Origin of the sequence: Asaia sp. As-1742, from assembly GCF_011753235.1 — a bacterium.
GTDB classification, from domain to species: Bacteria; Pseudomonadota; Alphaproteobacteria; order Acetobacterales; family Acetobacteraceae; genus Asaia; species Asaia bogorensis_B.
Map to the genome: position 1 here is coordinate 596,292 of NZ_VWWA01000001.1, position 25,316 is coordinate 621,607.

At 59.4% G+C, this 25,316-nt stretch carries 24 protein-coding genes, 1 tRNA gene and 1 pseudogene; 7 read left to right on the forward strand and 19 right to left on the reverse strand.

Features of this window, described 5'->3' with window-relative positions:
- Positions 1–60: 60 nt before the first annotated feature.
- The 6 genes from F3J08_RS02540 to F3J08_RS02565 all read right to left on the reverse strand — a co-directional run bounded on the left by F3J08_RS02540 (position 61) and on the right by F3J08_RS02565 (position 5,032).
- Positions 61–687 (reverse strand): nucleoside/nucleotide kinase family protein, encoded by a 627-nt coding sequence (locus tag F3J08_RS02540; protein WP_166928286.1) that lies wholly within the window; start codon positions 685–687, stop codon positions 61–63.
- A complete protein-coding gene (locus tag F3J08_RS02545) occupies positions 677–2,098 on the reverse strand; it encodes a tetratricopeptide repeat protein (RefSeq protein ID WP_166928287.1) in 1,422 nt (473 codons plus the stop codon). Before F3J08_RS02545 ends, F3J08_RS02540 begins: the two co-directional genes overlap by 11 nt.
- Positions 2,099–2,184: 86 nt before the next feature.
- Positions 2,185–2,547: a response regulator gene (locus F3J08_RS02550; protein ID WP_062164756.1), complete on the reverse strand. Its 363-nt coding sequence runs from the start codon at positions 2,545–2,547 to the stop codon at positions 2,185–2,187.
- Between the two features lie 20 nt (positions 2,548–2,567).
- Positions 2,568–3,368, reverse strand: a complete 801-nt coding sequence (locus tag F3J08_RS02555; protein WP_166928288.1) for a glucose 1-dehydrogenase — start codon at positions 3,366–3,368, stop codon at positions 2,568–2,570.
- A 99-nt stretch (positions 3,369–3,467) separates the two neighbouring features.
- A complete protein-coding gene (locus tag F3J08_RS02560) occupies positions 3,468–4,058 on the reverse strand; it encodes a CarD family transcriptional regulator (RefSeq protein ID WP_023978709.1) in 591 nt (196 codons plus the stop codon).
- Positions 4,059–4,156: 98 nt separating this feature from the next.
- Complete coding sequence (locus tag F3J08_RS02565) at positions 4,157–5,032, reverse strand: bestrophin family protein (RefSeq protein ID WP_023978708.1); 876 nt, start codon at positions 5,030–5,032, stop codon at positions 4,157–4,159.
- Positions 5,033–5,164: 132 nt separating this feature from the next.
- Here F3J08_RS02565 and F3J08_RS02570 point away from each other — a divergent pair, with 132 nt between their 5' ends.
- From F3J08_RS02570 to F3J08_RS02580, 3 genes are read left to right on the forward strand one after another with little or no spacing between them, the layout of a single operon-like run.
- A complete protein-coding gene (locus tag F3J08_RS02570) occupies positions 5,165–6,286 on the forward strand; it encodes an S-(hydroxymethyl)glutathione dehydrogenase/class III alcohol dehydrogenase (protein ID WP_122050010.1) in 1,122 nt (373 codons plus the stop codon).
- Positions 6,283–7,140 (forward strand): S-formylglutathione hydrolase, encoded by an 858-nt coding sequence (fghA, locus tag F3J08_RS02575; RefSeq protein ID WP_166928289.1) that lies wholly within the window; start codon positions 6,283–6,285, stop codon positions 7,138–7,140. The genes F3J08_RS02570 and fghA overlap by 4 nt, the downstream gene beginning before the upstream one ends.
- Positions 7,137–7,916 (forward strand): ribonuclease T2 family protein, encoded by a 780-nt coding sequence (locus F3J08_RS02580; RefSeq protein ID WP_166928290.1) that lies wholly within the window; start codon positions 7,137–7,139, stop codon positions 7,914–7,916. The genes fghA and F3J08_RS02580 overlap by 4 nt, the downstream gene beginning before the upstream one ends.
- Before the next feature lie 43 nt (positions 7,917–7,959).
- On the opposite strand, the gene F3J08_RS02585 is transcribed toward F3J08_RS02580, so the two are convergent.
- Positions 7,960–8,376, reverse strand: a complete 417-nt coding sequence (locus F3J08_RS02585) for a secondary thiamine-phosphate synthase enzyme YjbQ (protein WP_023978704.1) — start codon at positions 8,374–8,376, stop codon at positions 7,960–7,962.
- Between the two features lie 61 nt (positions 8,377–8,437).
- Positions 8,438–9,433 carry a tryptophan--tRNA ligase gene (trpS, locus tag F3J08_RS02590; protein WP_122040113.1) on the reverse strand — a complete coding sequence of 332 codons (996 nt, stop codon included), beginning with the start codon at positions 9,431–9,433 and terminating at the stop codon, positions 8,438–8,440.
- Between the two features lie 124 nt (positions 9,434–9,557).
- Between trpS and F3J08_RS02595 the strand changes: the two are divergent.
- Positions 9,558–10,088: pseudogene (locus tag F3J08_RS02595) on the forward strand (thymidine kinase).
- Positions 10,089–10,172: 84 nt separating this feature from the next.
- Here the strand turns inward: F3J08_RS02595 and F3J08_RS02600 are convergent.
- From F3J08_RS02600 to F3J08_RS02640, 9 genes are all read right to left on the reverse strand, one after another.
- Positions 10,173–10,628, reverse strand: coding sequence for a cytochrome c (locus F3J08_RS02600; protein WP_166928291.1), 456 nt, complete (start codon positions 10,626–10,628; stop codon positions 10,173–10,175).
- Positions 10,629–10,638: 10 nt separating this feature from the next.
- Positions 10,639–11,127, reverse strand: coding sequence for an FKBP-type peptidyl-prolyl cis-trans isomerase (locus tag F3J08_RS02605; protein WP_062164749.1), 489 nt, complete (start codon positions 11,125–11,127; stop codon positions 10,639–10,641).
- 23 nt (positions 11,128–11,150) lie between these two features.
- The gene (locus tag F3J08_RS02610) at positions 11,151–12,380 is read right to left on the reverse strand and encodes an argininosuccinate synthase (RefSeq protein WP_023978699.1); all 1,230 of its coding nucleotides are present in this window, start codon (positions 12,378–12,380) and stop codon (positions 11,151–11,153) included.
- Positions 12,381–12,476: 96 nt separating this feature from the next.
- On the reverse strand, positions 12,477–13,670 hold the full coding sequence (rlmN, locus tag F3J08_RS02615) for a 23S rRNA (adenine(2503)-C(2))-methyltransferase RlmN (RefSeq protein ID WP_122040034.1): 1,194 nt from the start codon (positions 13,668–13,670) through the stop codon (positions 12,477–12,479).
- A 112-nt stretch (positions 13,671–13,782) separates the two neighbouring features.
- Positions 13,783–14,520, reverse strand: coding sequence for a TlyA family RNA methyltransferase (locus F3J08_RS02620; protein ID WP_166928292.1), 738 nt, complete (start codon positions 14,518–14,520; stop codon positions 13,783–13,785).
- Positions 14,520–16,514 carry a 1-deoxy-D-xylulose-5-phosphate synthase gene (dxs, locus tag F3J08_RS02625; RefSeq protein WP_166928293.1) on the reverse strand — a complete coding sequence of 665 codons (1,995 nt, stop codon included), beginning with the start codon at positions 16,512–16,514 and terminating at the stop codon, positions 14,520–14,522. Before dxs ends, F3J08_RS02620 begins: the two co-directional genes overlap by 1 nt.
- A gap of 4 nt (positions 16,515–16,518) precedes the next feature.
- Positions 16,519–17,439 carry a polyprenyl synthetase family protein gene (locus F3J08_RS02630; RefSeq protein ID WP_166928294.1) on the reverse strand — a complete coding sequence of 307 codons (921 nt, stop codon included), beginning with the start codon at positions 17,437–17,439 and terminating at the stop codon, positions 16,519–16,521.
- Entirely contained in the window at positions 17,436–17,696 is a 261-nt protein-coding gene (locus F3J08_RS02635; protein ID WP_023978694.1) for an exodeoxyribonuclease VII small subunit, read from the reverse strand. The genes F3J08_RS02630 and F3J08_RS02635 overlap by 4 nt, the downstream gene beginning before the upstream one ends.
- Positions 17,697–17,817: 121 nt before the next feature.
- Positions 17,818–18,087: a sulfurtransferase TusA family protein gene (locus tag F3J08_RS02640; RefSeq protein WP_062164745.1), complete on the reverse strand. Its 270-nt coding sequence runs from the start codon at positions 18,085–18,087 to the stop codon at positions 17,818–17,820.
- 145 nt (positions 18,088–18,232) lie between these two features.
- Here F3J08_RS02640 and F3J08_RS02645 point away from each other — a divergent pair, with 145 nt between their 5' ends.
- A complete protein-coding gene (locus F3J08_RS02645) occupies positions 18,233–19,168 on the forward strand; it encodes an ROK family protein (protein WP_023978692.1) in 936 nt (311 codons plus the stop codon).
- A gap of 10 nt (positions 19,169–19,178) precedes the next feature.
- On the opposite strand, the gene F3J08_RS02650 is transcribed toward F3J08_RS02645, so the two are convergent.
- Both F3J08_RS02650 and F3J08_RS02655 read right to left on the reverse strand, forming a co-directional pair.
- Complete coding sequence (locus F3J08_RS02650) at positions 19,179–19,976, reverse strand: RlmE family RNA methyltransferase (RefSeq protein ID WP_122040039.1); 798 nt, start codon at positions 19,974–19,976, stop codon at positions 19,179–19,181.
- Positions 19,973–21,112: a Ppx/GppA phosphatase family protein gene (locus F3J08_RS02655; protein ID WP_122040040.1), complete on the reverse strand. Its 1,140-nt coding sequence runs from the start codon at positions 21,110–21,112 to the stop codon at positions 19,973–19,975. Before F3J08_RS02655 ends, F3J08_RS02650 begins: the two co-directional genes overlap by 4 nt.
- 202 nt (positions 21,113–21,314) lie before the next feature.
- Between F3J08_RS02655 and F3J08_RS02660 the strand changes: the two genes are divergently transcribed.
- Together F3J08_RS02660 and F3J08_RS02665 are read left to right on the forward strand one after the other, a co-directional pair.
- Positions 21,315–21,388 (forward strand) — tRNA-Gln (locus F3J08_RS02660).
- Between the two features lie 1,230 nt (positions 21,389–22,618).
- Positions 22,619–25,036, forward strand: coding sequence for a TonB-dependent receptor domain-containing protein (locus F3J08_RS02665; protein WP_166928335.1), 2,418 nt, complete (start codon positions 22,619–22,621; stop codon positions 25,034–25,036).
- The last annotated feature ends 280 nt before the right edge of the window (positions 25,037–25,316 follow it).

The window sequence follows — 25,316 nt, forward strand, 5'->3', positions numbered from 1 at the left end:
GCCGATGTTACGTCCCGGTTGGCGCTAGAGGAGGCGACAACCGGGCAGCCACTAATGGCGCTAACTTGTGAGTGCTGGCACGTAGATCCAATCCGCCTTGTCGCGCGTCGCGAGGATGATCTGCGCATTGGGGGCATCGGTGCTTGCAATCCACGCCCTGGCTTCTTCCGGTGTGCGCCCGAACTGAATGTGCCGCGCCTCAAGCCATAGATTGCGCTGCGCCTCGTCGGTCGCCACAAACCAGCTCTCGTCCAGACAGGCGCGGACCGGGCTCCAGAGGCCATCGCAGAGAAGATAGTTTCCCTCCACGATAACCAGTTTCACATTGGGCAGAACCGGAATAGCGCCCGCGATCGGCTCCTCGATCGCACGATCGAAAAAAGGCGCATAGACGATCTGATCTTCCTGATGACGTATGCGCGACAACAGGCTCACAAAGCCGGTTGCATCGAAAGTATCAGGAGCACCTTTTCGGCCAGCCCGGCCGAGGCGCGCCAATTCGCAATTGGCCAGATGGAAGCCATCCATCGGTACGACCATGGCCTGATCAGCGAAATCGGTAGCAAGCTGGGCTGCGAGGGTGGATTTTCCGCCCCCCGGTGCGCCAGCCAGCCCCAGAATCACCCGCCCCGGCCATGTCAGGAGCCGGGATACGCGCGCTTTGGCGGCCTGATAATCATGCGTCATGGATTTTCCGTTCGGCGTATTGTGAGATCATGTTCCTCACCCGGGAGACGACGTCCTGCCATTCCCACGCTGCTGTCTGGCGAACGATGCGCAGGGAGGGATACCACGGGCTGTCCTCACGGTCGGTCATCCAGCGCCAGCACGGATTGATCCGGTCCATCAGCAGGACGGGTTTGTTCATGGCACCTGCAAGATGGACCATCGAGGTGTCGACTGAAACCACGATATCGACGTTGTCGATCAGGGCTGCCGTGTCATCCATGCTCTCGATTGCGGGCATCAGGTCAATAACGGGGTTGGGCATCGAGGCGAGTTGTGCCGCCGCGTCACCTTTCTGAAGACTGTAGAAGCTGACCCCATCGAGAGAGAAAAGCGGAGCCAGTGCCGAGAGCGGCATCGAACGGCGCTGGTCGAGCATATAGGCTTCGGTCTGATCCCGGCGGGGTGCGCCGGCCCAGACAATGCCCACCCGCAATTTCCTGTCCTGCGCGAGACGCGTGCCAAAGCGGGCCGATTTCGCTGGATCGGCCGTGATGTAGGGCGGTGTGATACCAAATGGCGTTTTGCTGGCTGCGAAAGCACGCGGCAGGCTGATGAACGGGCAATGGTAGTCATATGGCGGGATATCTCCGCCCACCTGGACGCTATCGACCCCGGCGACACGGCGGCATAGATCCGCCATGATATCGGCCCCCCAGACGCGTATGATCGCCCCACGTTCGGCAAGGAGCGGGATGTAGCGCAGATACATGAACGTATCGCCATATCCCTCCTCATGGGTCACCAGCACCTTTTTGCCTCGGAGGTCCAGCGAAGGGGTGATGTTGGGCAAGAGGCGCGCCATGGGCAGGGAGGTATGGCCGGGAAGCTGGAACCGCCATTCATGCTCGGTCCATCCCTGCTGGAAATATCCGGCCTTGAGCAGGGCGATGGAGTAATTCAGCCGCATCTGGGGGTGATTGGGCTGGATCTGGATGGCTTGCCGGTACAGGTTGAGCGCCTCGTTCATGTCTCCAGCCGCAGACATGAGATAGGCGATGTTGGAAAGCGAGCTTGGATCGGCAGGGTCCAGAGTGTAGATCTTGTCGAGTACGGCCCGGGCCTCATCGAACCGCCCGGCCTGATTGAGCGCCGTCGCCAGCAGGCTCAAGGCAGGTAGATGACAGGGGCGACGCGATACGGCCAGTTCGAGGTGGGCAACAGCCTCAGCCAGCGCGCCTCTTTGCATGAGCAATGTGCCACTGAGTTCGAGCAGGCGGCAATCGTCAGGCGCGCTCTTGCTCGCAGTTTCAACGAGCATCAGGAGATCACCGCGTCGGTCCAGCGCCTCGGCCAGCCGTAGAAGGCCCTCGAGAGGGTGGGCTCCTTGTCCCGGCACCATTCTTTTCAGGAGTGCAAGACATTGCGCCATATCCTGCCGCCGAAAGGCCTCCGATAGGAAAGCCTGCTGGGTCTCCCCGCCTTGGGCTGGTGCGTGGGCTGTCCGGGAGGGCACGGTCAGGACTCCGGAACGAGTTCCTGAACCACGCTCAGTATGGCATCCAGCTGGTATGGCTTGGTCATGACACGGTCGAGGCGAGAGTTCCGGTCGACCTGCACACCGTGGCCGGTTGTGTAGATGATGGGCAGGTCTGGCCGCTTGACGCGGCTTTCCTGCCCGAGATCAGCCCCGCTGCCATCCGGCAGGGAGATATCCATGATCATCACGTCGAGCGGCTGATCGCTATCGATCAACCGTCGCGCCGATTCGCAGGTATCGGCTTCCAGAACATGTACATCGCTGTCCTCAAGGAATTCGATCAGGCAGGATCTGATCAGGAAATCATCTTCGACGACAAGGATGGTAGGAGGAAGTGACATAAGCGTGGATCTCGAACGATTCAGGACGACCAGTTCTGTTCGAAATCGGCATAGAGCGTCAGCCCACCGTCAACGAACAGGGTCTGCCCCGTAATATAGCTTGATTCCTTGGAGGCAAGGAAGGCCATCGCATCGGAGATTTCGCGACACTCACCCGGACGCTTCATCGGAATATGTTTGGCCGTTGCCTCGTATTTCTCCGGATCCTTCACCCAGGCATCATTGATGGGGGTTACGATGGCACCGGGGGCAACAGCGTTGACGCGGATATTGTAGCGGCCATATTCGAGCGCCAGCGTGCGCACGATGTTACCAACCGCGCCTTTGCTGGCCGAGTACCCGAGATAGTGCGGCTTGGGGATCTGCTGATGCACCGAACTATTGACGATGATATTGCCGGGGACGTCGTTCTCACGCCAGTATTTCAGCGCGGCGCGGGCACAAAGGACAACGCCTGTGACGTTGACGGCCATCACCATGTTGAAGTCCCTGAGGGCAATCTCCTCCGACGGACATTCGATCTGCATACCAGCGTTGCAGATCAGCACGTCGAGACCACCGAAGCCTTCAAGCGTTTCCTTCATCACACGATCGACATCTTCCTCGACCGACATGTCGCCGGCGACGATGAGATGATTGCCATTAACCGGTTTCGGGAGTTTTTCCAGCAGAGGCTGCAGCTTTTCCGCTTTGCGGCCATTGATGGCGACTTGTGCGCCTTCACGAGCGAAATGCATGGCTGCATCCTCGCCGATACCCTGTGAGGCTCCTGTGATCAGGATCTTCTTGTGGGCAAAACGTTTGCTCGTCTCTTCGGCCACGCGGTGCGCTCCTCTTCCATGAGAAAAGCCAGCCCCGGAGGGCTGGCAGGTCAGACTGGGGAGTAAAACGCAACCGGGGGCGAAAGGATGCCTGAAACTTCAGGCGGCTTTCATGGTCTCCGTCAAAGCCTGAAGAACGGCCGTCGGGTCCTTGTTTTCGAGGACGGCCACTTCGCTCACAAAGCGTTCCTGTGCCGCTTCGAACAGCTTGCGCTCACTGAAGCTGCCATCGAGGCTGTCGACATTGCGGCGCAGGTCGCGAAGCACTTCGGCAATCTGGATCAGATCGCCCGAGTTGATCTTTTCCTGATAGGCAACGGCACGACGTGCCCACATGCCCTTGCTGACGTGCGGCTTGCCCTTGATGATCGACATCGCCTTCTCGACAATATCGCGCGTGACGATCTTGCGCAGTCCCGATTTGCGGGCCTTCGAGAGAGGAATGCGCAGTGTCATCTGGTTGCCGGGGAACGAGATCTGGATGATTTCCAGCTTCGTTCCGGCAATTTCATCGACACCGATGCGATCGACGCGACCGACACCATGTGCGGCGTAGACAATGGAATCCCCTTCCTGGAAGGGATCGTCGTCTCCGGCATGAGAGTCGGCCTGTGTTGCGGTCAGCGCGGCGGCGCTACGCGCCATCGCGTCTGTCATGCCTCCCTTGGGAGGGGTTTTGAACGTGCTCATGGCACAGGCCTATATCAGAAATTCCACAGTTTGTCTTGTGCCTCTGACAGGCTGTTGCCCGGCGTGCATCCGCCAGGCGGGCAAGGTATCAAAAGCGATCAGGGCTGCACACCACGGCTGGGTGGAATGGGCTTGCCGACATCGTCGCCGATGGGTTGCAACAGGTCGATCTCGATATTGCGCGACATGGTCAGCATGGGTAGGGCGTGCTTGCTGGGAACGAACGGTTCCTGAAGGTCGCGACCGCTCTTGTCCAGCGCCTGGAACAGGAAGCCCACGAGGCTCGAACCCAGCGGCGTGATCCAGCCGAGCGACTGTACGGCCGAAAGCGGCAGCACGATGCAGAAAACATGCACCACCAGCAGCGGCAGGACGGAATATTGTATGGGCAGCGGCGTGTTCTTGATGCGCTCCAGCCCACCCTGGGCATTGGCGAGATCGGACAGGATACGATCAACCGTACCATGCACGGCACCGTCGATGTTCTTGAGCGCGACTTCCTCAGCCACACCGAGACCGATTTCATAGAGCAGCGCGTTGGGCTTGTTGTTTCGCGCCATGATGCGCTCATACATCTCTGGCGTAAGCAGACGTCGGGCTTCCGGACCCTGCTCCAGATTGGAAAGCGCTGTACGCAGCAGATAGGGATAAGCGGCCATGGCGCGTGCAAGGTCAGGGCGGCCACCCAGCAGCGTCGCGGCCTCTCGGGCAAAGGAGCGGCAGTTATTCGTGATCAGGCCCCAGAGTGACCGGCCTTCCCACCAGCGGGCATAGGCGGCATTGTTCCGGACACCCAGAAAGAGGGCCAGTGCCGAGCCCATCAGCGAGATGGGAAGTGCAGGTTGCTCCATCCATTCCTGATGATAGACCTGATAGAGAATAACGACGACGAAATCCCACAAGGCTAGAATACCAAGGGGGACCGCTGTCTCACGTAACAGGATCCAAAGGCCGTAATTCTTGTCGACGATCAAGGTGTCTTGGTCCTCAAAAGCTGCTGTTGGGCTAGGGCGATATCTTAGACAGGACGCCCCCGATAAAACTCGTTAAAACGTAATCTGTTCTGTGACGTATCGTGAACAGCCTGTGATCGGAGATTTGATAAGATGGATGTGATTGCCGCACTTGCACTCGAGGCCGGTCGGAAACTGGAGATCGACACGGTACAGCTTGAGGGACCGCGCGCGGGCGAGGTTCTGGTCGAGATCAAGGCAACAGGCCTGTGCCATACGGACAAGTTCACCTTGTCCGGTGATGATCCGGAAGGTCTGTTTCCTGCCATCCTCGGTCATGAAGGGGCGGGCATTGTGCGCGAGGTCGGCGCTGGCGTGACCTCGCTCAAGCCGGGCGATCATGTCATTCCGCTCTACACGCCCGAGTGCCGGAACTGCCCGTCCTGCCTGTCGCGCAAGACCAATCTTTGCACCTCGATACGCGGCACACAGGGCAAGGGGCTGATGCCTGACGGCACGACGCGCTTTTCGTACAAGGGGCAGCCGGTCCATCACTATATGGGCTGCTCGACTTTTGCCAATTTCACCGTGCTGCCCGAGATCGCTCTGGCCAAGGTGCGTAGCGACGCGCCGCTGGACAAGATCTGCTATATCGGATGCGGCGTGACGACAGGGATTGGCGCTGTGTTGTTCACGGCCAAGGTCGAGGCAGAGTCGACTGTTGTGGTGTTTGGTCTGGGGGGGATCGGGCTAAATGTCGTGCAGGGGGCCCGCATGGTCGGTGCCCGGCAGATCATCGGTGTCGATCTCAACCCCGAGCGTGCCACCATCGCGCGTGAGTTCGGCATGACGCATTTCGTCAACCCTGCCGATCTTGGCCCCAATGGCGATCTTGTGGGCCATCTGGTCGAACTGACTGGCGGAGGCGCGGATTACACATTCGAGTGTGTGGGTAATGTGAAGCTGATGCGCCAGGCGCTCGAATGTGCCCATCGCGGGTGGGGTGTTTCCTGCGTGATCGGTGTGGCCGGGTCCGGTCAGGAAATCAGCACGCGTCCGTTTCAGCTGGTGACGGGACGGCGCTGGATCGGCTCAGCTTTCGGCGGGGCAAGGGGGCGCACCGATGTGCCCAGAATCGTCGACATGTATATGGAAGGGCGCATCAATATCGACTCGCTGATCACGCAGCATCTCAAGCTGTCCGAGATCAATTATGGCTTCGAGCTGATGAGTCAGGGCAAGTCGATCCGCTCCGTCGTGGAATTCGACGCTTGAAGCCGGAAAAAATTACCGATCAGCTCTGTCACGGCGGCAGCGTGACTTGCTGGCGGCACCGATCCGAAGTTCTGGGTCTGGATGCGCAATTCAGCGTTTTCCAGCCCGCGCAGGCGCTGCGTGGTGAGGTCGTTCCGGTGCTCTTCCTGCTTGCAGGGCTCACTTGCACGCATGAGACGTTCCTGCAGAAATCGACAATCATTGCCCATGCCGCAGAGCATGGGCTGATGCTGGTGGCCCCCGATACCTCGCCGCGCGGTGCAGGCATTGCGGGCGAGGAGGAAAGCTATGATCTCGGCACCGGGGCAGGCTTCTATCTGGACGCGCTGATTGCGCCCTGGAACCAGCATTACCGCATGGGCAGCTATATCGACTCAGAGCTTCCTGCGCTGCTGAAGCGACTGTTCACACTCGATGGCACGTCTTTCGGCATCATGGGTCATTCGATGGGTGGGCATGGTGCTCTGGTGCATGGGCTGCGCAATCCTGATCAGTGGCGCTCGATCAGCGCGCTCGCTCCGATTGTGCATCCCTCGGTCGTCCCCTGGGGTGAGAAAGCATTCACGGCTTATCTTGGCAGTGATCATGACATCTGGGCGCAATGGGATGCAGTCTCGCTGCTTGAGGCGGGTCGCGTCCATCCTGCCAGCATACTGATCGATCAGGGGGTCGCAGACCCTTTTCTCGCACAGGAGCTGCGGCCTGATCTGATCGAAAATGCGGCGGCAGCGGCAGGGCAGCCGCTCACGTTGCGCTATCATGAGGGATACGATCACTCATACTGGTTCATCCAGACTGTTATTCGTGACCATGTGGCCCATCATGCGCGCCTGCTTGGAGCTTCCTCCCGATGATCAAGTCAATTTCCGCGAGCCTTGGCGCGTTATGGCGACCTCTCTCATGCCTCGCACTGGGTGTGACGGCGCTCGGTGGATGCAGCACCGGACCCGCACCCTGGCCGACCGCTCTGACCCCGACGCGTCATGCTGACTTCGATCACAACACGCTGGCTCTGACGTGGCAGCCCGGCTTTTGCACTGTCGGCAAAGGATGCAGCGCCGATCAGCCACGCCAGCCCCTGATCGGGCTTCACGGTCTGTGGGCGTCCGAGCCCCATTCGCTGGAGGCGCAGGATATTCCGGTTGAGCATTGGTGGCGTGACGGGTGCAGCCTGCTCGAGCCCGATGCTCAGGCTCCCTTGCTCGATAACGCCATGAGCGCGACGCTGAGCCAGATCATGCCGCACACCCAGCCTTCGCTGATCACACATGAGTGGGTCAAGCACGGGGCGTGTTTTGGCTATTCTGCGGGTCCGTTCTTCGCCAAGGCGAGTGCCTTGCGTGAACGTTTCGCGCAGTCACCGATGGGTTACTATCTTGCCGAACGCGCCGGGTTGCGAGTGCGTCATGACGACCTCATGGCGTTTTTCACAACAGCGAGCCAGACCACTCTGCCGCGCGCCCTGCAGCTGCGATGCGAGACCGATCGAGAAGGTCGCGTTGTTTTGACGCAGCTCTGGTTCACGCTGGCACCCGGCAAGATGCATCGCTTCCCTGCGGCAGAAAGCTATCTGACATCGCCGCAAAACCAGGATAACTGCCCGGCAGAATTCTGGGTCAAACGCTGGTAGAAGCCTTGTCTGACCGGCATGTCTGGCGCATGCTGGTCAGGTTTCAGTCACCGAGAAGATGCAGCACGATCTCGCGTCCGTGTGACGCGCGGCGGTGCTCGAAAAGATAGATACCCTGCCATGTGCCCAGCACCGGCCGACCGCCCATGACCGGGATCGTGAGTTGAACATTGGTCAGTACGGAGCGGATATGGGCTGGCATATCGTCAGCGCCTTCGTAATCGTGACGATAGGCCCGGCTTTCGGGCACCAGATCCTCAAAATAGCTGTTGATGTCCTGTTGCACCGTCGGATCAGCATTTTCCTGCACGATGAGCGATGCCGAGGTATGCCGGCACCACAGGGTGAGGAGCCCGTCCGTTATTCCGCTCTCAGATACCCAATCGAGTATCGGGGCGGTGATCATGGTGAGGCCCTTGCCGCGGGTGCGTACCGACAGACGGTGAAATGCCTGCTTCATGAGATGGACCTCCTACGGAGCGCGTTGGTCTGCACCGGCTCCCTGCATGTTGCTGGCAGTTCTAGCGCAGATAACCCACGAGGCGTTCCGCCTCAGTCACGATCGGCTCGGCAATCGCGTTGGCTCGCGCCGCGCCTTCACGCAGGATCTGTTCGAGATGCGCGCTATCTTCAAGCAAACGGCGGGTTTCGTTGGCGACGGGTGCGAGCTTTTCCACCAGCAATTCGGCTAGCGCTGATTTGAAAGGACCAAAGCCCTGGCCGCCAAAGCGCGCCAGAACGTCGTCATTACTCAAATCGGACATGGCGGCAAAAATGGTGACGAGATTGCGTGCCTCGGGGCGCTCGGCGAGACCGGCATTTTCCGAGGGCAGGGGTTCCGTGTCCGATTTCGCCTTGCGGATCTTCAGCGCGATCTCATCAGCCGTATCCGTCAGTTCGATCCGTGATTGCGCGGAGGGATCCGATTTGGACATCTTCTTGGTGCCGTCGCGCAGGCTCATGACGCGTGCGGCGGAAGGGGGGATGAGCGGCTCGATCGTGGGGAAGAAATCGACCCCGTAGTCATGATTGAACTTGGCTGCGATGTCGTTTGCGATTTCGAGATGCTGCTTCTGGTCTTCGCCAACGGGTACGCGTGTGGCGTGAAAGGCATGGATGTCCGCCGCCATGAGGGCAGGGTAAACGAACAGGCCGGCAGAATGCTGCTCACGGTCCTTGCCTGCTTTTTCCTTGAACTGCGTCATGCGGTTCAGCCAGCCAAGGCGAACCACGCAGTTGAAAATCCAGCCGAGACGCGCATGCGCGCTGACGGCAGACTGATTGTAGAGCACGTGTTTCTGCGGATCGATGCCTGAGGCAATCAGGCAGGCGGCCTGAGCCAGGCTGTCCTGACGGAGTTGTGCGGGTTCGCGGAACACGGTCAGGGCGTGCATATCGACAAGGCAGAAAACGCAGTCATGATCGTCCTGCAACCGGACCCAGTTGCGGATTGCGCCAAGGTAATTGCCAAGCTGGGGGACGCCGGTCGGCTGAATGCCGGAGAATACACGTTGCATGGGCAGTGTTGTCGAATGTGCTGCCATAGCGGTCAAGTGGAAAGATTGCCCAGCCCATGCAAATGCCTGTAATGCCTCGCCAATGCGCGTTTGGCCCTGCGCATCGAGCTGCGGGAGAAGATTTTTGGTACGGGGAATTCTGACAGTCTATGCAGGCCCGATGTTTGCGGGAAAATCTGCCCATCTGTTGCAGGAGCACCCGGATGTCCGATCTACACTGTGTCTCGCCCCTGCCTTCGATACGCGCTCAGGTGCCGCTATCCATAGTCGTGTGGGATTGAGCCGCCCCGCACGATCGGTAAGGGCATGGCCGGATGACGCCACAGAATACGAGCATATCCTGCTTGATGAGGGGCATTTCATGATCGCGCCGCATTATGCGGGTGACGTCGTGGCCGATATCAACCGGACGCTGGAACAGGGAATTCATGTCAGTGTGTCAGGCCTCGACACTGATTTCATGCGTTAAGAGTTCGATGTCATGGCCCGGCTGCGTGCCATGGCCGATCGATATGTCCTGCTGCAGGCGCGTTGCCATGTTTGCGGGGCGCCGGCGTACTGGACAGCCAAGAAGCGCCAGACCGCGTATGTACTCGAGACGGGCGATGACGATCTTTACGAAGCCCGTTGCGAAAGCCACTGGGCGCCACCCTGAGCGTTTGTCGCCCACACGACGCTACCGTAAAGGCAGGGTAGGAGGCTCGTTAAGACAAAGAGCCCCTTTTTGCCTAGCCTTGGATCAGGGAATTTGTCCCTTGGCCGAAAGGGCCTGCCGCATGGCATGGACGCGATTGGAGCCGATTTCTTCTTTTCTGGCCGCCGCGATGACATCGGGCGTGATCTGAGGTGCGGGATGTGTCGCGCCACGCGAGATCAACCAGTTGAGGATGAGCGAAAGCTGCTCATCGCTCAGCCTGCGGAAGCTTGGCATGGAGAAATTATAGTGACCGCCATTGGCTTCGATGGGGCCATCGAGGCCGTTCAGCATGACACGCGCCAGATAGTCGCGCCCCTCCGGTGTCTTGGCAATCAGGTCAAGACGCCCGGCCAATGGGGGTACTTCACCGGGCAGGCCGTTGCCGCCATGGTGACAGATGCCGCAATTGGGACCGTAGATCTTCTGCCCCGCGCTTTTCTTGCCGCAGGCTGTCAAAGCGAGAGCGGCGACAAGCGCAAGAGCGAGGGGGGCGCGCATGGTCAGACCCTTACTGTTCCTGACCGCCCAGACCCAGAAGCTGGATCTTGAACACGAGTGGGCTGTTGGGCGGGATGATGCCCATGGAACGCTTGCCGTAGCCCAGCTCGGGCGGGACATAGAGCATCCAGGTATCGCCCACATGCATCATCGGAAGGGCTTCCATCCAGCCCTTCACGAGGCCGTCGAGAGGCATCTGCATATAGGCACCGTTGCCATGCTGCTCCGAACTATCGAAGATTCCGCCATCGGGCAGGCGGCCTTCATAGATCAGCATCATCTGGCGACCCTTGGACGGCTGTTCGCCGTCCTTGGGGCCGGATTTCAGCACCTTATAGGCCAGACCGTCGGGCAGGGTTTTGACCCCCGGCTCCGCGCGGACCTTGGCCATGAACTGCTCGGGCGTCAGCTCCGGCTCCTCTTTCGGGCCGCCGCAGGCTGCGAGAGCGAGGAAGGACGCCCCGGCAACGAGGGTCTTGATGGAGCGGGATATACGCATGGTGTACCTCTCGGCGCTGGCGATCAGGGCTGGCCGCCGGTGCGGCCAATCTGGCCACCCAGACGCAGGCGCAGCGCATTGAGCTTGATGAAGCCCTGAGCGTCGATCTGGTTATAGGCCCCTTCGTCATCCTCGAAGGTGACAACGCGGGTGTCATACAGGCTGTTCGGGCTTTCACGACCGACGCAGATCACGTTGCCCTTGTAGAGCTTCAGCCGCACGCGGCCCGTGACCGATTTCTGGCTGGTGTCGATCAGTGCCTGCAGCATGTGCCGCTCGGGCGAGAACCAGAAGCCGTTATAGATGATCTCGGCATAGCGCGGCATCAGGCTGTCCTTGAGGTGCATGGCCTCGCGGTCGAGCGTGATGGATTCGATGCTGCGATGCGCCGTAAGCAGGATCGTACCGCCCGGCGTTTCGTAGATGCCACGCGACTTCATGCCGACGAAACGGTTCTCGACAAGGTCCAGACGGCCAATGCCGTTGTCATGACCAAGCTTGTTGAGACGCGTCAGCAGTTCGGCGGGGGAAAGCGTGACGCCATTGAGTGCAACCGGATCACCTTCAAAGAAATCGATGGCGATTTCAGTTGCGACATCGGGCGCGTTTTCGGGCGAGATGGTGCGCTGGAAAACGATTTCATCGGGAGCAACTGCGGGATCTTCGAGGATCTTGCCCTCGGAAGACGAGTGGAGCAGGTTGGCATCGACCGAAAAAGGCGCCTCGCCGCGCTTGTCCTTGGTGACCGGAATCTGGTTTTCCTCGGCAAAAGCCAGCAGCTTGGTGCGCGAGGTCAGGTTCCACTCACGCCACGGCGCAATGACCTTGATGTCGGGCTGCAGCGCATAATAGCCAAGCTCGAAGCGAACCTGATCATTGCCCTTGCCGGTCGCGCCATGGGCCACGGCATCGGCACCGACCATCTTGGCGATCTCGATCTGGCGCTGTGCGATAAGCGGACGCGCGATCGACGTACCCAGCAGGTACTGCCCCTCATACAGCGCATTGGCGCGGAACATCGGGAACACGAAATCCTTGACGAAGGTTTCGCGCAGGTCTTCGACAAAGATGTCCTTGACGCCGAACATCTCGGCCTTGCGGCGTGCCGGTTCCAGCTCTTCACCCTGACCGAGATCGGCGGTGAAGGTGACCACCTCGCAGCCATATTCCTTCTGCAGCCAGCGCAGAATGACGGAAGTATCCAGCCCGCCCGAGTAGGCGAGAACAACTTTTTTGACGTCCCGGGCAGTCATGAGGCCAGGCTTCCCTCTGATAGAATGACAAATACAGAGTCATTCTTATCACTCGCCTCGCGCACTGGCCAGCCTGACAGGCTGACCAGCACCGGGTTATTCTGCTTCGGCGGTCGTGCTACGGCGCAGTCTTTCGCTTTCGGTCTTGAGCTGACCACAGGCTGCCAGGATATCGCGCCCGCGTGGCATACGAATTGGCGCAGCAAATCCGGCATCCATCACGATGGCGGCAAATTTCTGCAACTGCTCACGCGTCGATGGTTTGAATTCCGACCCCGGCCATGGATTGAAGGGGATCAGATTCACCTTCGCGGGCAGGCCCTTGATCAGCCGCACCAGCTCACGGGCATCGGCCTCACTGTCATTGATGCCGCGTAGCATGATGTATTCGAAGGTGATACGTCGGGAGTTCGACGCGGCAGGGTAGCGTCGACACGCCGCCATCAGCTCCTCAATCGGATACTTGCGATTGAGCGGTACGATCTTGTCACGCAGATCGTTCGTTACCGCATGCAGCGAGATCGCGAGGTTGACGGCGAGTTCCTCACCGCAGCGATCCATCATCGGAACCACGCCCGACGTCGAGAGCGTGATGCGGCGACGTGACAGGGCGATCCCCTCGCCATCCATCACGATACGCATCGCCTTGGCCACGTTGTCGTAATTATAGAGCGGTTCGCCCATGCCCATCAGAACGATGGTGGAGAGCAGGCGCGGTGTCTCGCCCTTGGGGCTGGGCCATTCGCCATAGGAATCGCGGGCGGCCATGAACTGCGACACGATCTCCGCCGCACCCAGATTGCGTACCAGCTTCTGGGTGCCGGTATGGCAGAATGTGCATGAAAGAGTGCAGCCCACCTGAGACGAGATGCAGACTGCGCCGCGGTCCTCGCGACGGTCCGGTATATAGACGGTCTCGGCTTCCTGCCCATCGCGGAAACGGAACAGGAATTTGCGTGTGTCGTCGCTGGAGGTCTGTTCCAGGCTCGTCGCAGGGCGGCCAACGACATAACGCTCTGCAAGCTTGGCCTGAAGTGGCTTTGCGATGCTGCTCATACGGGCGAAATCGGTGGCACCCTGATGATAGATCCAATGCCAGAGCTGCTTGGCCCGGAACGGTTTTTCACCGAATTCCGCCATCTCGGCAATCAGCTCTTCGCGGGACAGACCAACGAGGTCACGCCGCCCGTCGGGCAGGACAGCCGGGGGCGGTGCAAAAAGCGCGGATTTGGCAAGGATGCGCGCGCGCTCCTGCTCATTCAGGTCGAGTGTGGTCGAGATGTCGGACATGGGGGTGCTCTATCACGAATAGGCACCGGGAACGCAAGCAAAACCGCTGCAAGGCACGGGGCGCTTCTGGGCTGACCCTCTCGCGACGTTCAGATGCAGTGCGCCCGACTCTTCAAACGCGTCGGGCGGCGATCAGGAATTCGCGGTTTCCCTCGGGGCCAGTGATGGGGCTTGGTTCAATGCCAAGAACCTCCCAACCTTCGAGTTCTTCCCACCAGGCACGGATTTCAGCGCAAACACGCTCACGCACAGCGGCGTCACGCACGACGCCCTTTGCGCCGATCTCGGAGCGTCCGGCTTCGAATTGCGGTTTGATCAGGGCCACTGCCCATCCACCCGGCTGACAGAGAGCGAGGGCAGGGGGCAACACGATGCGTAGTCCGATGAAGCTTGCATCACAGACAACAATGGAAATCGGGTCGGGGATGATCGTCTCATCCAGCGTCCGGGCATTGGTCTTTTCCATGACCACAACGCGCGGGTCAGACCGCAGCTTCCATGCAATCTGACCATGGCCGACATCGACGGCATAGACTTTTGTGGCTCCCTTGGTCAGCAGCACATCGGTAAAACCCCCTGTGGAAGCACCGACATCCACCGCTGTTGCCCCTGCAGGATCGAGCCCGAAATGGCTGAGCGCATGGTCCAGCTTGAGACCGCCGCGCGAGACCCAGGGGTGATCCTGCCCCTTGAGGTCAAGCGCGGTATCCTCGGCGAGCATGTCGCCCGCCTTGGCAATGCGGCGGTCCTTGGTGAACACAAGTCCCGCCATGATCAACGCCTGTGCGCGGGCGCGGCTCTCGACGAGGCCGCGCTCGACCAGCAGGACGTCTGCCCGCTTCTTGGCCATCAGGCCGTCTGCTGGGCGTTCTGTGCACCGAGCGCGGCAAGTGCCGTATCGACGATTTGCGGTGCATTGAGCCCGGCTTCGTCGTACTGCACATCCGGCAGGTTATGATCGATATAGGTGTCAGGCAGCGCCATGGGGCGGAACCTGACCTGATCGAGAAGGGCCGTCTCAGCCAGATGACGGACCACGAGGCTGCTGAAACCGCCTGCTGCACCTTCCTCGATCGTGATCAGGACATCGTGCTCACGGGCCAGACGCTCGACCAGTGCTGTGTCGATCGGTTTGGCAAAGCGGGCATCGGCAACGGTCACGGCAACGCCCTGCGCAGCAAGGTGATCGGCGGCCTTGAGCGATTCGGTCAGGCGCGTGCCCAGCGAGAGAATGGCGACGCCGGATTTGTTGCCCGGCTGACGAACCGCTTCACGGACGATGCGGCCACGACCGATCTCGAGAACCTCGCCCTTCTCCGGCAGGTCCAGACCCGTGCCACCACCACGGGGGTAACGGAACGCAATCGGACCCGCATCGTACACGCAGGCCGTGGCGGTCATATGCGTCAGTTCGACCTCGTCACTCGGGGCCATCACCACCATGTTCGGCAGGCAGCACAGATAGTTCAGGTCGAATGAGCCAGCATGGGTGGCACCGTCGGCACCGACAAGACCGGCACGGTCGATGGCAAAACGAACCGGGAGGTTCTGCAGATCCACATCATGCACCACCTGGTCATAGGCGCGCTGCAGGAAGGTGGAATAGATGGCGCAGAAAGGACGCAGCCCTTCTGAAGCCATGCCGGCAGCAAAGGTTACGGCATGCTGTTCAGCAATACCGACATCGAAGAAGCGCTCGGGATGCTTCTGGGCAAACTTGTCCAGACCCGTACCCGATGGCATTGCCGCAGTAATGGCCGTGATGCGCTCATCCATCTCTGCATGACGCAGCAATTCGCGTGCCATGACGGAGGTGTAGCTCGGAGGACCGGCGGGAGCCTTCTTCTGCTCACCCGTGATCACATTGAACTTGCTGACAGCGTGATATTTATCGCCTGCGGATTCAGCCGGCTTGTAGCCGCGTCCCTTCTCGGTGATGACATGCAGCAGGACCGGGCCTTCATCGCTGTCGCGAAGATTGCGCAGGATCGGCACCAGCTGGTTGAGGTCATGACCGTCAACCGGACCGACATAATAGAAGCCAAGTTCCTCGAACAGCGTGCCGCCCGTGATCAGGCCGCGCGTCAGTTCGTCAGCACGCTTGGCGGTGCGTTCCAGCCCGGCAGGCAGGCGCTTGGCCAGCTTGCCAGCCAGATCGCGAAGGCTCAGGAACTGACGTGAGGTCATCAGACGGGAGAGATAGTTGGACATCGAGCCGACCGGCGGCGCGATGGACATCTCGTTGTCGTTGAGAATGACGATCAGGCGTTTGGCGCCCGGACCGGCCACGGCGGCATTGTTCATCGCCTCATAGGCCATGCCAGCCGAAATCGACCCGTCGCCAATGACCGCTATCACATTGCGCTCTTCATAGGACGGATCATCATTGGCACGCAGATGATGCGCCACGGCCATGCCGAGACCGGCAGAGATGGACGTGGAGGAATGGGCAGCACCGAACGGGTCGTACTCGCTTTCCGAGCGACGCGTGAAGCCCGAGAGCCCCTCTGGCTGGCGCAGCGTGCGGATACGGTCGCGGCGCCCGGTCAGGATCTTGTGCGGGTAGGCCTGATGGCCGACATCCCAGATGATCCTGTCATCAGGCGTGTTGAACACGGCGTGCATGGCTACGGTCAGCTCGACCACGCCAAGGGAGGCGCCAAGATGCCCGCCCGTGGTGGACACCGCATCAACCGTCTCGGAGCGCAGCTCTTCAGCCAGTTGCTTCAGCTGGTCGGTCGAGAAGTTTCTCAGATCGGCGGGAACGACGACCCGGTCGAGATGAGGAAAACGACCCATGGTCGGGATCGACGAGGCTTGGTTCGGTTTGGTGGTATCGCTCATTCTCTTAATTCCTGCGCTCGACGATGTAGTGTGCCAGGGCTCTGAGCGCGGCTGCTTCGGTCCCGAAAGAAGTCAGGGCCTGTGTGGCCTGCTCGACAAGGCGCGCGGCTTCCGCACGTGCGCCGTCAATGCCGAGAAGGGAGACATAGGTGGATTTGCCGGAAGCTTCATCCTTGCCGGCCGTCTTGCCGAGTTCCTCGGCGCTGGCCGTGGTGTCGAGCACGTCATCGGCCACCTGAAAGGCGGTGCCGATATCACGACCATAGGCGATGATGGCGTCGCGCTGAACGCGCGTTGCGCCACCGAGAATGGCACCGGCCTCGGCGGCGTAGCGGATCAGCGCGCCGGTTTTCATGGCGTGAAGGCGTCGCACCTGATCAAGCGGCAGCGATTTGCCTTCGCCACGGATATCGACCACCTGACCGCCGACCATGCCCGCCGCACCCGATGCCTGCGCCAATGCGGTCACTAGGGCGATACGCACGGAAGGATCGGGATGGGTAGCCTCATCCGCCAGGATCTCGAAGGCAGAGGTCTGAAGGGCGTCGCCAGCCAGGATGGCAATCGCCTCGTCAAACTTCTTGTGCGTTGAGGGCTGCCCACGGCGCAGATCATCATCATCCATGGCAGGCAGGTCATCATGAACCAGACTGTAGGCGTGAAGCATTTCGACCGAGGCCGCGACACGAAGGGCGCCCTCGGGCTCGGCCCCGAAAATGCCGGCAATCTCTATCACGAGATAACCGCGCAGTCGCTTGCCACCGCCAAGGGCTGCGTAGCGCATGGCCTCAATCAGGACCGATTCGTCGCCGTCAACCATGGGAAGAAGGCGATCAATGGTGCTTTCGATTGCGCGCGCTGCCGTGCCGAGTGAGGCCGCAAGGGTCTCGGGCGATGCATTTGAGGGTGATGAGGTGGTCGTCATGGGGCTTTTCCGCCAGAATTCTCGTCGAACTCGGCAAGCGGCGTTGTGCCTGTCGTACCATCACGCTGTGTGATGGCCCGAACGCGCATTTCGGCTTCCGAGAGTTTTGTTTCACAATGGCGGCGCAGGGCAGCACCTCGCTCATAGGCGCTTATCGCGTCCTCGAGTTTCATCTGACCGCTTTCGAGGCCGCGTACAATCCTGTCGAGTTCTGACAGGGCATCCTCGAAAGAGAGCTGTGATAGCTGTGCGTCCATGCCGTAACTGCCGTCCCGCTCCGCTGTTTCGGAAAAATGCCGTCAGCATATGACGGCCATTGGGATGGAGGGATAACCTGTCGCACTCCATTCTCCAAGCCCAAGGGTGGAGAGAGTATGATTATTCCGTGACAGGCAAGGACACAGCTGTGTCCGATTTGCGACGAATCACAAAGGAGAGTGTCTCGCCATCTTCCGAAAACGCTACCAGCGCGTGGCCGGTCTCGCGACAGAATGCCTGAAAATCAGCGACGCTCGCCCTGTCCGTGGCCAGAACGCGCAGCTTTGCACCCGGCGAGAGGGTCTTGAGGCTGCGATGGGCACGGAGCACCGGCAGGGGGCAGGCCATCCCACGAACGTCGAGCAGGGTTTCTGAAGGCGAAGCTGTCATTTTCAGGACTATGCGCGCAGCGCCATGTGTGTTTCAAGATCGGGCGCTGTTTGACTGCTCTGTTTGACCAATAGATCTTTACTCGGACCGTATTCGTCCGCAACATGCGCCGCAGTTTTCAGAAGCAACATCAGTAAGGCATGAGATGGCTGATTATCGCCTCGGCATCGATTTCGGTGGCACAAAAATCGAAATCGCAGTTCTTGATCGCGCTGGCGATCTGCAACTGCGCGAACGCGTACCGAACCCGGGAATTTATGAGGATGCCGTGATCGCTGTGCGCGATCTCGTCGCCAGCGTCGATCAGCGCCTTGGCAGCGTGGCCTCGCATCTTGCGGCGCCGGGCCAGCTCACCTCGACACTTGGGATCGGTATTCCGGGCTCCATCTCGCCCGAGACTGGCCTTATCAAGAACGCCAATGCGACCTGGCTGAACAACCAGCCTTTCGGTATCGACCTCGATCGTGCCCTCAATCGCTCGGTTCGCGTTGAGAACGATGCGAACTGCTTCGCCCTGTCGGAGGCCGCAGACGGCGCTGGCGCAGGGAACCGTACGGTGTTCGGCATCATCATCGGCACCGGTATGGGCGCTGGTATTGTTGTCGATGGCAAGGTCATTGGCGGTCGGCACAGCATCGCGGGCGAGTGGGGGCACACACCACTTCCCTGGGTGCGTCTGGAAGAATTCCCCCTGCCGAAGTGCTTCTGCGGCAATGAGGGCTGTCTTGAGCGCTATCTTTGCGGACCGGAACTGGCGAAGGACTGGAAGGGCGTAGGGCACCACAACACGGCAGGGATCGAGGAAGCCGCCGCAAATGGTGATATCGCTGCGATCGGGGCGCTCGATCGTTATATGGACCGCTTCTCGCGCGCCTGTGCTCTTGCGATCAACTTCCTCGATCCTGACATTATTGTGCTCGGCGGTGGCGTGTCCAACCTCGACAGCATCTATGAACGTGTGCCGCCCTTGCTGGCACGTCATGTGATCACCCCGACGTGCACCACCCCCATCGTGCGCAACAAGCACGGTGACAGCTCAGGCGTGCGCGGTGCCGCCTGGCTGTGGGACGTGACTGAGTAAGGGGCGCCTCTCAGTCCTGCTTGAGGCGATCGGGGCGGAACCCGGTCGCCACAACATAGAGCTCACTCGACTCCTTGCGCGACGCAGGGGGTTTGAGGTGACGCACACTTGAAAAGGCCAGTTTCATGGGCTCGAGCATCTGCCGCTCGGATCCGCCCTGAAACACTTTGGCGACGAATCCGCCGCCAACCGCCAGAACCTGCATCGCAAAATCAAGCGCACCTTCCGCCAGTCCCATGATGCGTAGGTGATCCGTCGGCGCATGGCCTGTGGTGTTAGGTGCCATGTCGGACAACACCAGATCGGCAGGACCGCCCAGCAATTCGATCAGACGGGCTGGCATATCGGGATCTGTAAAGTCGCCTTCTATAATCGTGGCGTCACTGACTGGATCGACCGGCAGCAGATCCACACCCACAACAGCGCTGGCACCGCGCTTGACCGCAACCTGAGTCCAGCCTCCCGGGGCAGCGCCAAGGTCGATAATTTTCATCCCGGGCTTGATCAGCTTGAGCCGGTCATCGATTTCAATCAGCTTGAACGCTGCACGCGAACGCCAACCCTGCTTGCGCGCTGCAGCCACATACGGGTCGTTGAGCTGGCGGTTCAGCCAACGTTGTTGCGCCGTGGAGCGCCCACGTGCCGTGCGAAGCATGATTGTCTTGTTACGCGCCGTCTGGACAGAGCTGCCATCCAATGCGCTGTCTGACTCACCGGGCGCGGCTGAACTCTTGAGGGCCTTGCCCGGAATACGGCGCTCCTGCACCTTGCCGCCCTGACGGCCGCGCTTGTCATTATCTTTGCTCATGCGCGTCCCATAAAGGAAGACGGTGCATGATGGCCACGATAATTCGCGTGCCTGTCATGGGAGGGCGCGCGTTGGCGCATACCCTGAGCATGAACGCGCGTGCGGCGCGACTGCGACGCCATGCGGGCCACCATCCCGTCGCGAAGGCCGCGATCAGCAACGATGATCTCGCGTGATGGCCAGACACGATGGATGGCGTCGAAAATTGCACAGCCAGGCAACATGAAATGCTGACGGTCAGGAGTGAGGCCGGGCGGCGATTCCTGTTGGCCCGACGCAGCCTGCCGCACAAGCCCAATGGCGTCATGGGCGGCTTCTGCCGTGAGCGTGAAGCCATCCACAGCATGTCGGCTGTAGCGCGCCAGGTTCTGCGCGACACTGGCCAAGGTCGTCACCGTGCCGCTCGTGCCCAGCATCTGCACGGCACCACGGCGCATTTCCTGTCCGATCTGGTGAACACGTTCAAACGCCGTAAGAGGTTCCTGTACGAGGCGAACCATATCTTCGTACAGGTTGGCGGAGTTTTTGCCGCCCTGCTCACCGCGCCTATGCCCGAACTGCTCAGAGAGGGTCACCACCCCAAAGGGCAGGCTGACAAGACCGACAACCTCGTGCTCATGCGTTTCGGGGTGCAATCTCAGCCATGCAACTTCTGTCGAACCGCCGCCAATATCAAAAAGAATAGCCCGCCGCCCCCCTTCGGGATCGCGGTGCAGCAAGGTCCGGCATCCCTCGACAGCAAGTTCCACTTCCTCCCTGGGGGAGATGATTTCCAGAGATAGGCCGGTTTCGGAGCGGACGCGCGAGAGAAAGCTGTCGCGATTGAGAGCGCGTCGGCACGCTTCTGTTGCAACGGCACGCACCTGAAGCGAGGGGAGGCCATCCATGCGCGCGGCGTAGCTGTCGAGGGTACGAATGGCGCGGTCCATGGCACGCGAACTCAGTTCGCCGGTTTCAACCAGCCCCTCGCCGAGGCAGACCATGCGATTCTGGCGGTCAAGCACCTGCACACCATGCCCGCTCCGCCGGGCGATCATGAGGCGGCAATTGTTGGTGCCGAGATCGAGGGCGGCAAAATGCCTGGGGGCGTGCCCCCCGATCGAGGGGGAAGCAGCATCGCTTTGGCGGTAGCCCATGATCGTCCCCTTTTTGTGATGGTGCGATGCACCGGAAATCTTGTGTAAAAAACAATGTGATAGCGCTGGCACAGCACAGCAAGGATTTTGTGATGGGACATAGGTCGATTTATGGAAAAAAATCTGAAAAGGGGGGTTGCGGCCCTGTGGGGTGGATGCTATCTGACCGCCACCGCAAGGCACTGAGCTACAGCTCAACTGCTGGGGGATAGTTTAGCGGTAGAACTACCGGCTCTGACCCGGTCAGCCCTGGTTCGAATCCAGGTCCCCCAGCCATTTTCCCTTCGGGTCCATTCTCTGAGATCGCGGATTACATCATCCACGCCCTGACCTGTTCCGAACAGGGAAGACGCCTCTCGCGAGAAGTAACGTGGCTCTATCGCCTGCCTCTGGTTCCCCCTCGGAGGCTAAGTCCAAGCGAATACGGTATACGTAATCGTCCCCCAATGCCTCCTGTCAGTCTGGGAGACACATTGAAACCTGTGCCTTGTCGCTATGTGACTCGGGGAACAGTGCCCAGTGAAACTGAGGGCGAGCTGACCACGCTGTTACCTGACCCGGGCCTTTGCCTGATCCGTTGAGGCCCGCAGCGAGATCGACCGGGTCCGTGGAATAGCATCCATGGCCAAACCATAATGTTGCGCGACCGTGCTGGGTCGACCCTCTCTCCCTGTTGCATTCATCAGGGCTCACCCCAGGCGGCGGGCCGGGTGTCACCGATAGAGGCATGCTCTCTCAAGATAAACGTGGTGGCCCGGACAGATAATGCGGCGCGATGGCCAAATATCGTTTCTATCACGGTGGTCTATTCGGCCCGGTGCGTATCGCAGCGCCGAGGCTGCATGGGGGAAACCCCCGATCAGCCCTTTCGAGCCTTCGCCGAATCTACCCTGTAACGTGACGCCATGAATGCTGTCAGAGAGGTTCAATAGCCGCATTTGTCCTTTCGCCAGGGGAGGGCTCTCCTTGTCTCCAGTGCCCTTCGCGCTGAAGTGAAGCTCGGCGGTTAGCCTACACATAGAATTCCCCGGAGCCGTAAGTTGCCCCGACAGAGACATGGGTCTTGGTCGCCGGCACCAATTGTCTTCTGAGGGGTGGCGTAGAGACAAACCAGGGATGGTTTCACGATCAGGAATATGGATGGCGGGCGGTCCAGTGGGGGCGGCGTTGTTTGTTAAACAATATTCCCATGTGGCCGAATTTTCGGAATTACAGCCCTATGATTGCATCCGTTTATCAATAAGATAAGAAATCATAACAATTATACATTCGTCAATATCAATTTATGCATCGTTAATACCAGAGAACCTGTCCTCCTGGTGTTATATCTCGTCTCATGACCCTGCTGCTGTATCGCAATGATACCTTATGTAACCAGAATAAAACGATCTTAATATTTCGTATCGTCATCAAATTTTCATCCCGCGAGCGCGATGCCTTGTGATAGGAACATTAACGTAACGATCTATGTTCGTTAATAATCCAGCATATCTCCCGGGAAGTATGATGCGCTTTAACGCCCGTTATTTTTTATGTGCGACGTCCGTCCTCGCGCTGAGTGTCTCTGCCGCTCAGGCAGAGCAGAGCCAGGCCGGTCGCAAGACCGCCTCGTCCAAAGCTGCGCAAAGCGCGGACTCAGGGCCATCCATGATGGGCTCGACATCTCCTGCGGATGCGGCGCGCAGTGAAACGGTTCAGGTACGGGCAAGCCGTCACACATCTGCCGGTGGTGGCCTCATGGTGCATGAGGACGCTGCAAAATCGCGTTCGACCGTCACGCAGGAGTTCATTTCGAAGCAGACGCCCGGTCTTAACCCGATGCAGCTCATCGCCTCGCTGCCAGGCGTTAATACCACCTCGGTCGATCCTCTTGGTCTTAACGGCGGCAACCTGACGCTGCGTGGACTGAATGCCAGCCAGATCGGCTTCACGCTCGAAGGTTTCCCAATCAACGATATCGGCAACTATGCTGTCTATCCTCAGGAAATCGTCGACTCAGAGAATTTGCGCACGATCAATGTGGAGCAGGGCTCGGCAGATCTCGACAGCCCCCACATCAGCGCTTCGGGCGGCGCTGTAAATATGTACCTGCTGGACCCGACTGAAAAATTCAGCGGTCATCTCGACGGTACTTATGGCAGCTATAATGCCCGCCGCATCTTTGGCCGCGTGGATACTGGCCGTATCGGGAATACGCATCTCAAGGGCTATATCTCATTTTCGGCTGCTCATGAGGATTCATGGCGTGGTCCCGGTGCACAGAAGAAGCTGCACGGCGAGACCAAATGGGTGAACGAATGGGGGCAGGGCAATCGTATCGCGCTGGCTATTGTCGGCAATCAAAGCGACAGCACGCTTTTTCCGTCCATGAGTCTCGCGAACTGGCAGGAATACGGCACATCCTACACGTATGATTCCAAATGGAATCCCAAAAGCCCGAGCGCCAATTACTACAAGCTGCATCAGAACCCGTTCACGAACATCTATGCAAGCGCGCCGTCCACGTTTACGCTGACGGATAACCTGACGCTGACGGAAACACCGTATTTCTGGTATGGCAATGGCAATGGCGGCGGTGCCTATAATGAGAGCCTGACGAGCCAGCAATATGGCTCGCAGTCTCTGAGCGGCTCGATCGGTCCATACAATCCATCGAACACAAAGAGCCTGCTCCTTTATAACCCATCCAACACACAGACTTATCGCCCGGGTGCCGTCACAAAGCTGGCTCTGCATACCGGGGCCAACCGTCTGATGATTGGTTACTGGTTCGAGTATTCGAAGCAGATCCAGACGGCGCCTTATAGTCTTGTCGATCCCGCGACCGGCGCGCCGCTGGATGAATATGGTGGCGGCCCGAACCTTGTGCTTTCCAACGGTACGACCGCTCAATATCGTGACACGCTGACGCAGACGCGCATCCACACGCTCTTCATCGATGACTCGCTCTCATTGCTGAACAATCGCCTCACCATTGAGGGCGGCCTGAAATATGCAATGATCACCCGCCAGGGGCAGAACTATCTGCCGGACACGTCGACAGGTCCCTATATCAACGGAAGCTGGAATGAGCCTCTGCCAGCCGCGTCCATTCGCTACAAGCTGAATGACCAGTTCCAGCTTTTTGCTTCCGGGACGACCAATTTCCGCATCCCGATGAACACATCGCTCTATGACGCTGGCACCTACACCAAGGGCGTGGGTTACAGCACGAAGGCGAACCCGAACCAGAAGCCGGAAATCTCGATTTCGGAAGAAGCTGGTGTCCGTTATCAGGGAAGCCTGTTCAACAGCACGCTGACCTATTTCCACTACAATTTCACCAACCGTCTCTACACCCAGACGGTGGTGCTGCCCAACGGGTCCTACTACTCGCAGAGCATCAACGGTGGTGGATCGTACGCCGATGGCGTTGATTTCGAAATCGGTACGCGCCCGATCCTTTATCATCTGCGTCCCTATGTCTCGGCCGAGTACATCAACGCCCGGACGGACAGCAATGTCGCGGCTGGCAGCAGCGGCGACTACGTGTTCAGCAAGGGCAAGTTTGCGCCCCAGACGCCGAAGCAACAGGTGGCGTTTAACCTCGACTATGACGATGGACACCTGTTCAGCGGCTTCAACCTCAAATATGTCGGCAAGCAGTATGCGACGTTCAACAACGATACGTCGATCCCGAGCTACGTGACGATGAACGTCCATGCCGGATATCGCTTCCACAATTTCGGCTTCATGAAGAACCCGGTCCTGCAGCTCAACCTGCAGAACATCACGAACAACCACTATCTTGGCTTCGTGAATGGCACTGCCGCGAACGGCAAGGCAACGACCGGGGTGTATGGGCACAAATTGTCTGCCGGAAGCACAACTTACTACGTCGCGTCACCTTTCTTCGTGGGTGGTACGGCAAGCGTCGATTTCTGATCCGAGTCACACTGTTGCACGGCAGGGGAGGGGGCTTCGGCCCCCCTTTCTCACGGAAGGCCCAGCAGATGAAAATCCGACCGGATGGGAAGTTTTTTCTCGCCTGCTGTCATTTTTCTGAAATTATGTGTTGACGGGTGTGGGTGTGGGGTCTAAAAGCCCGTTCACCGCAGCGGAACACGCCGCGGTGACTGCCTGAAAGACTGAGTAAGATCAGTAGGTTAGGTAGGGTTCTTTGAAAATTGAATAGGTTATGGAAGGGATATGTTGGCGGCGCTTT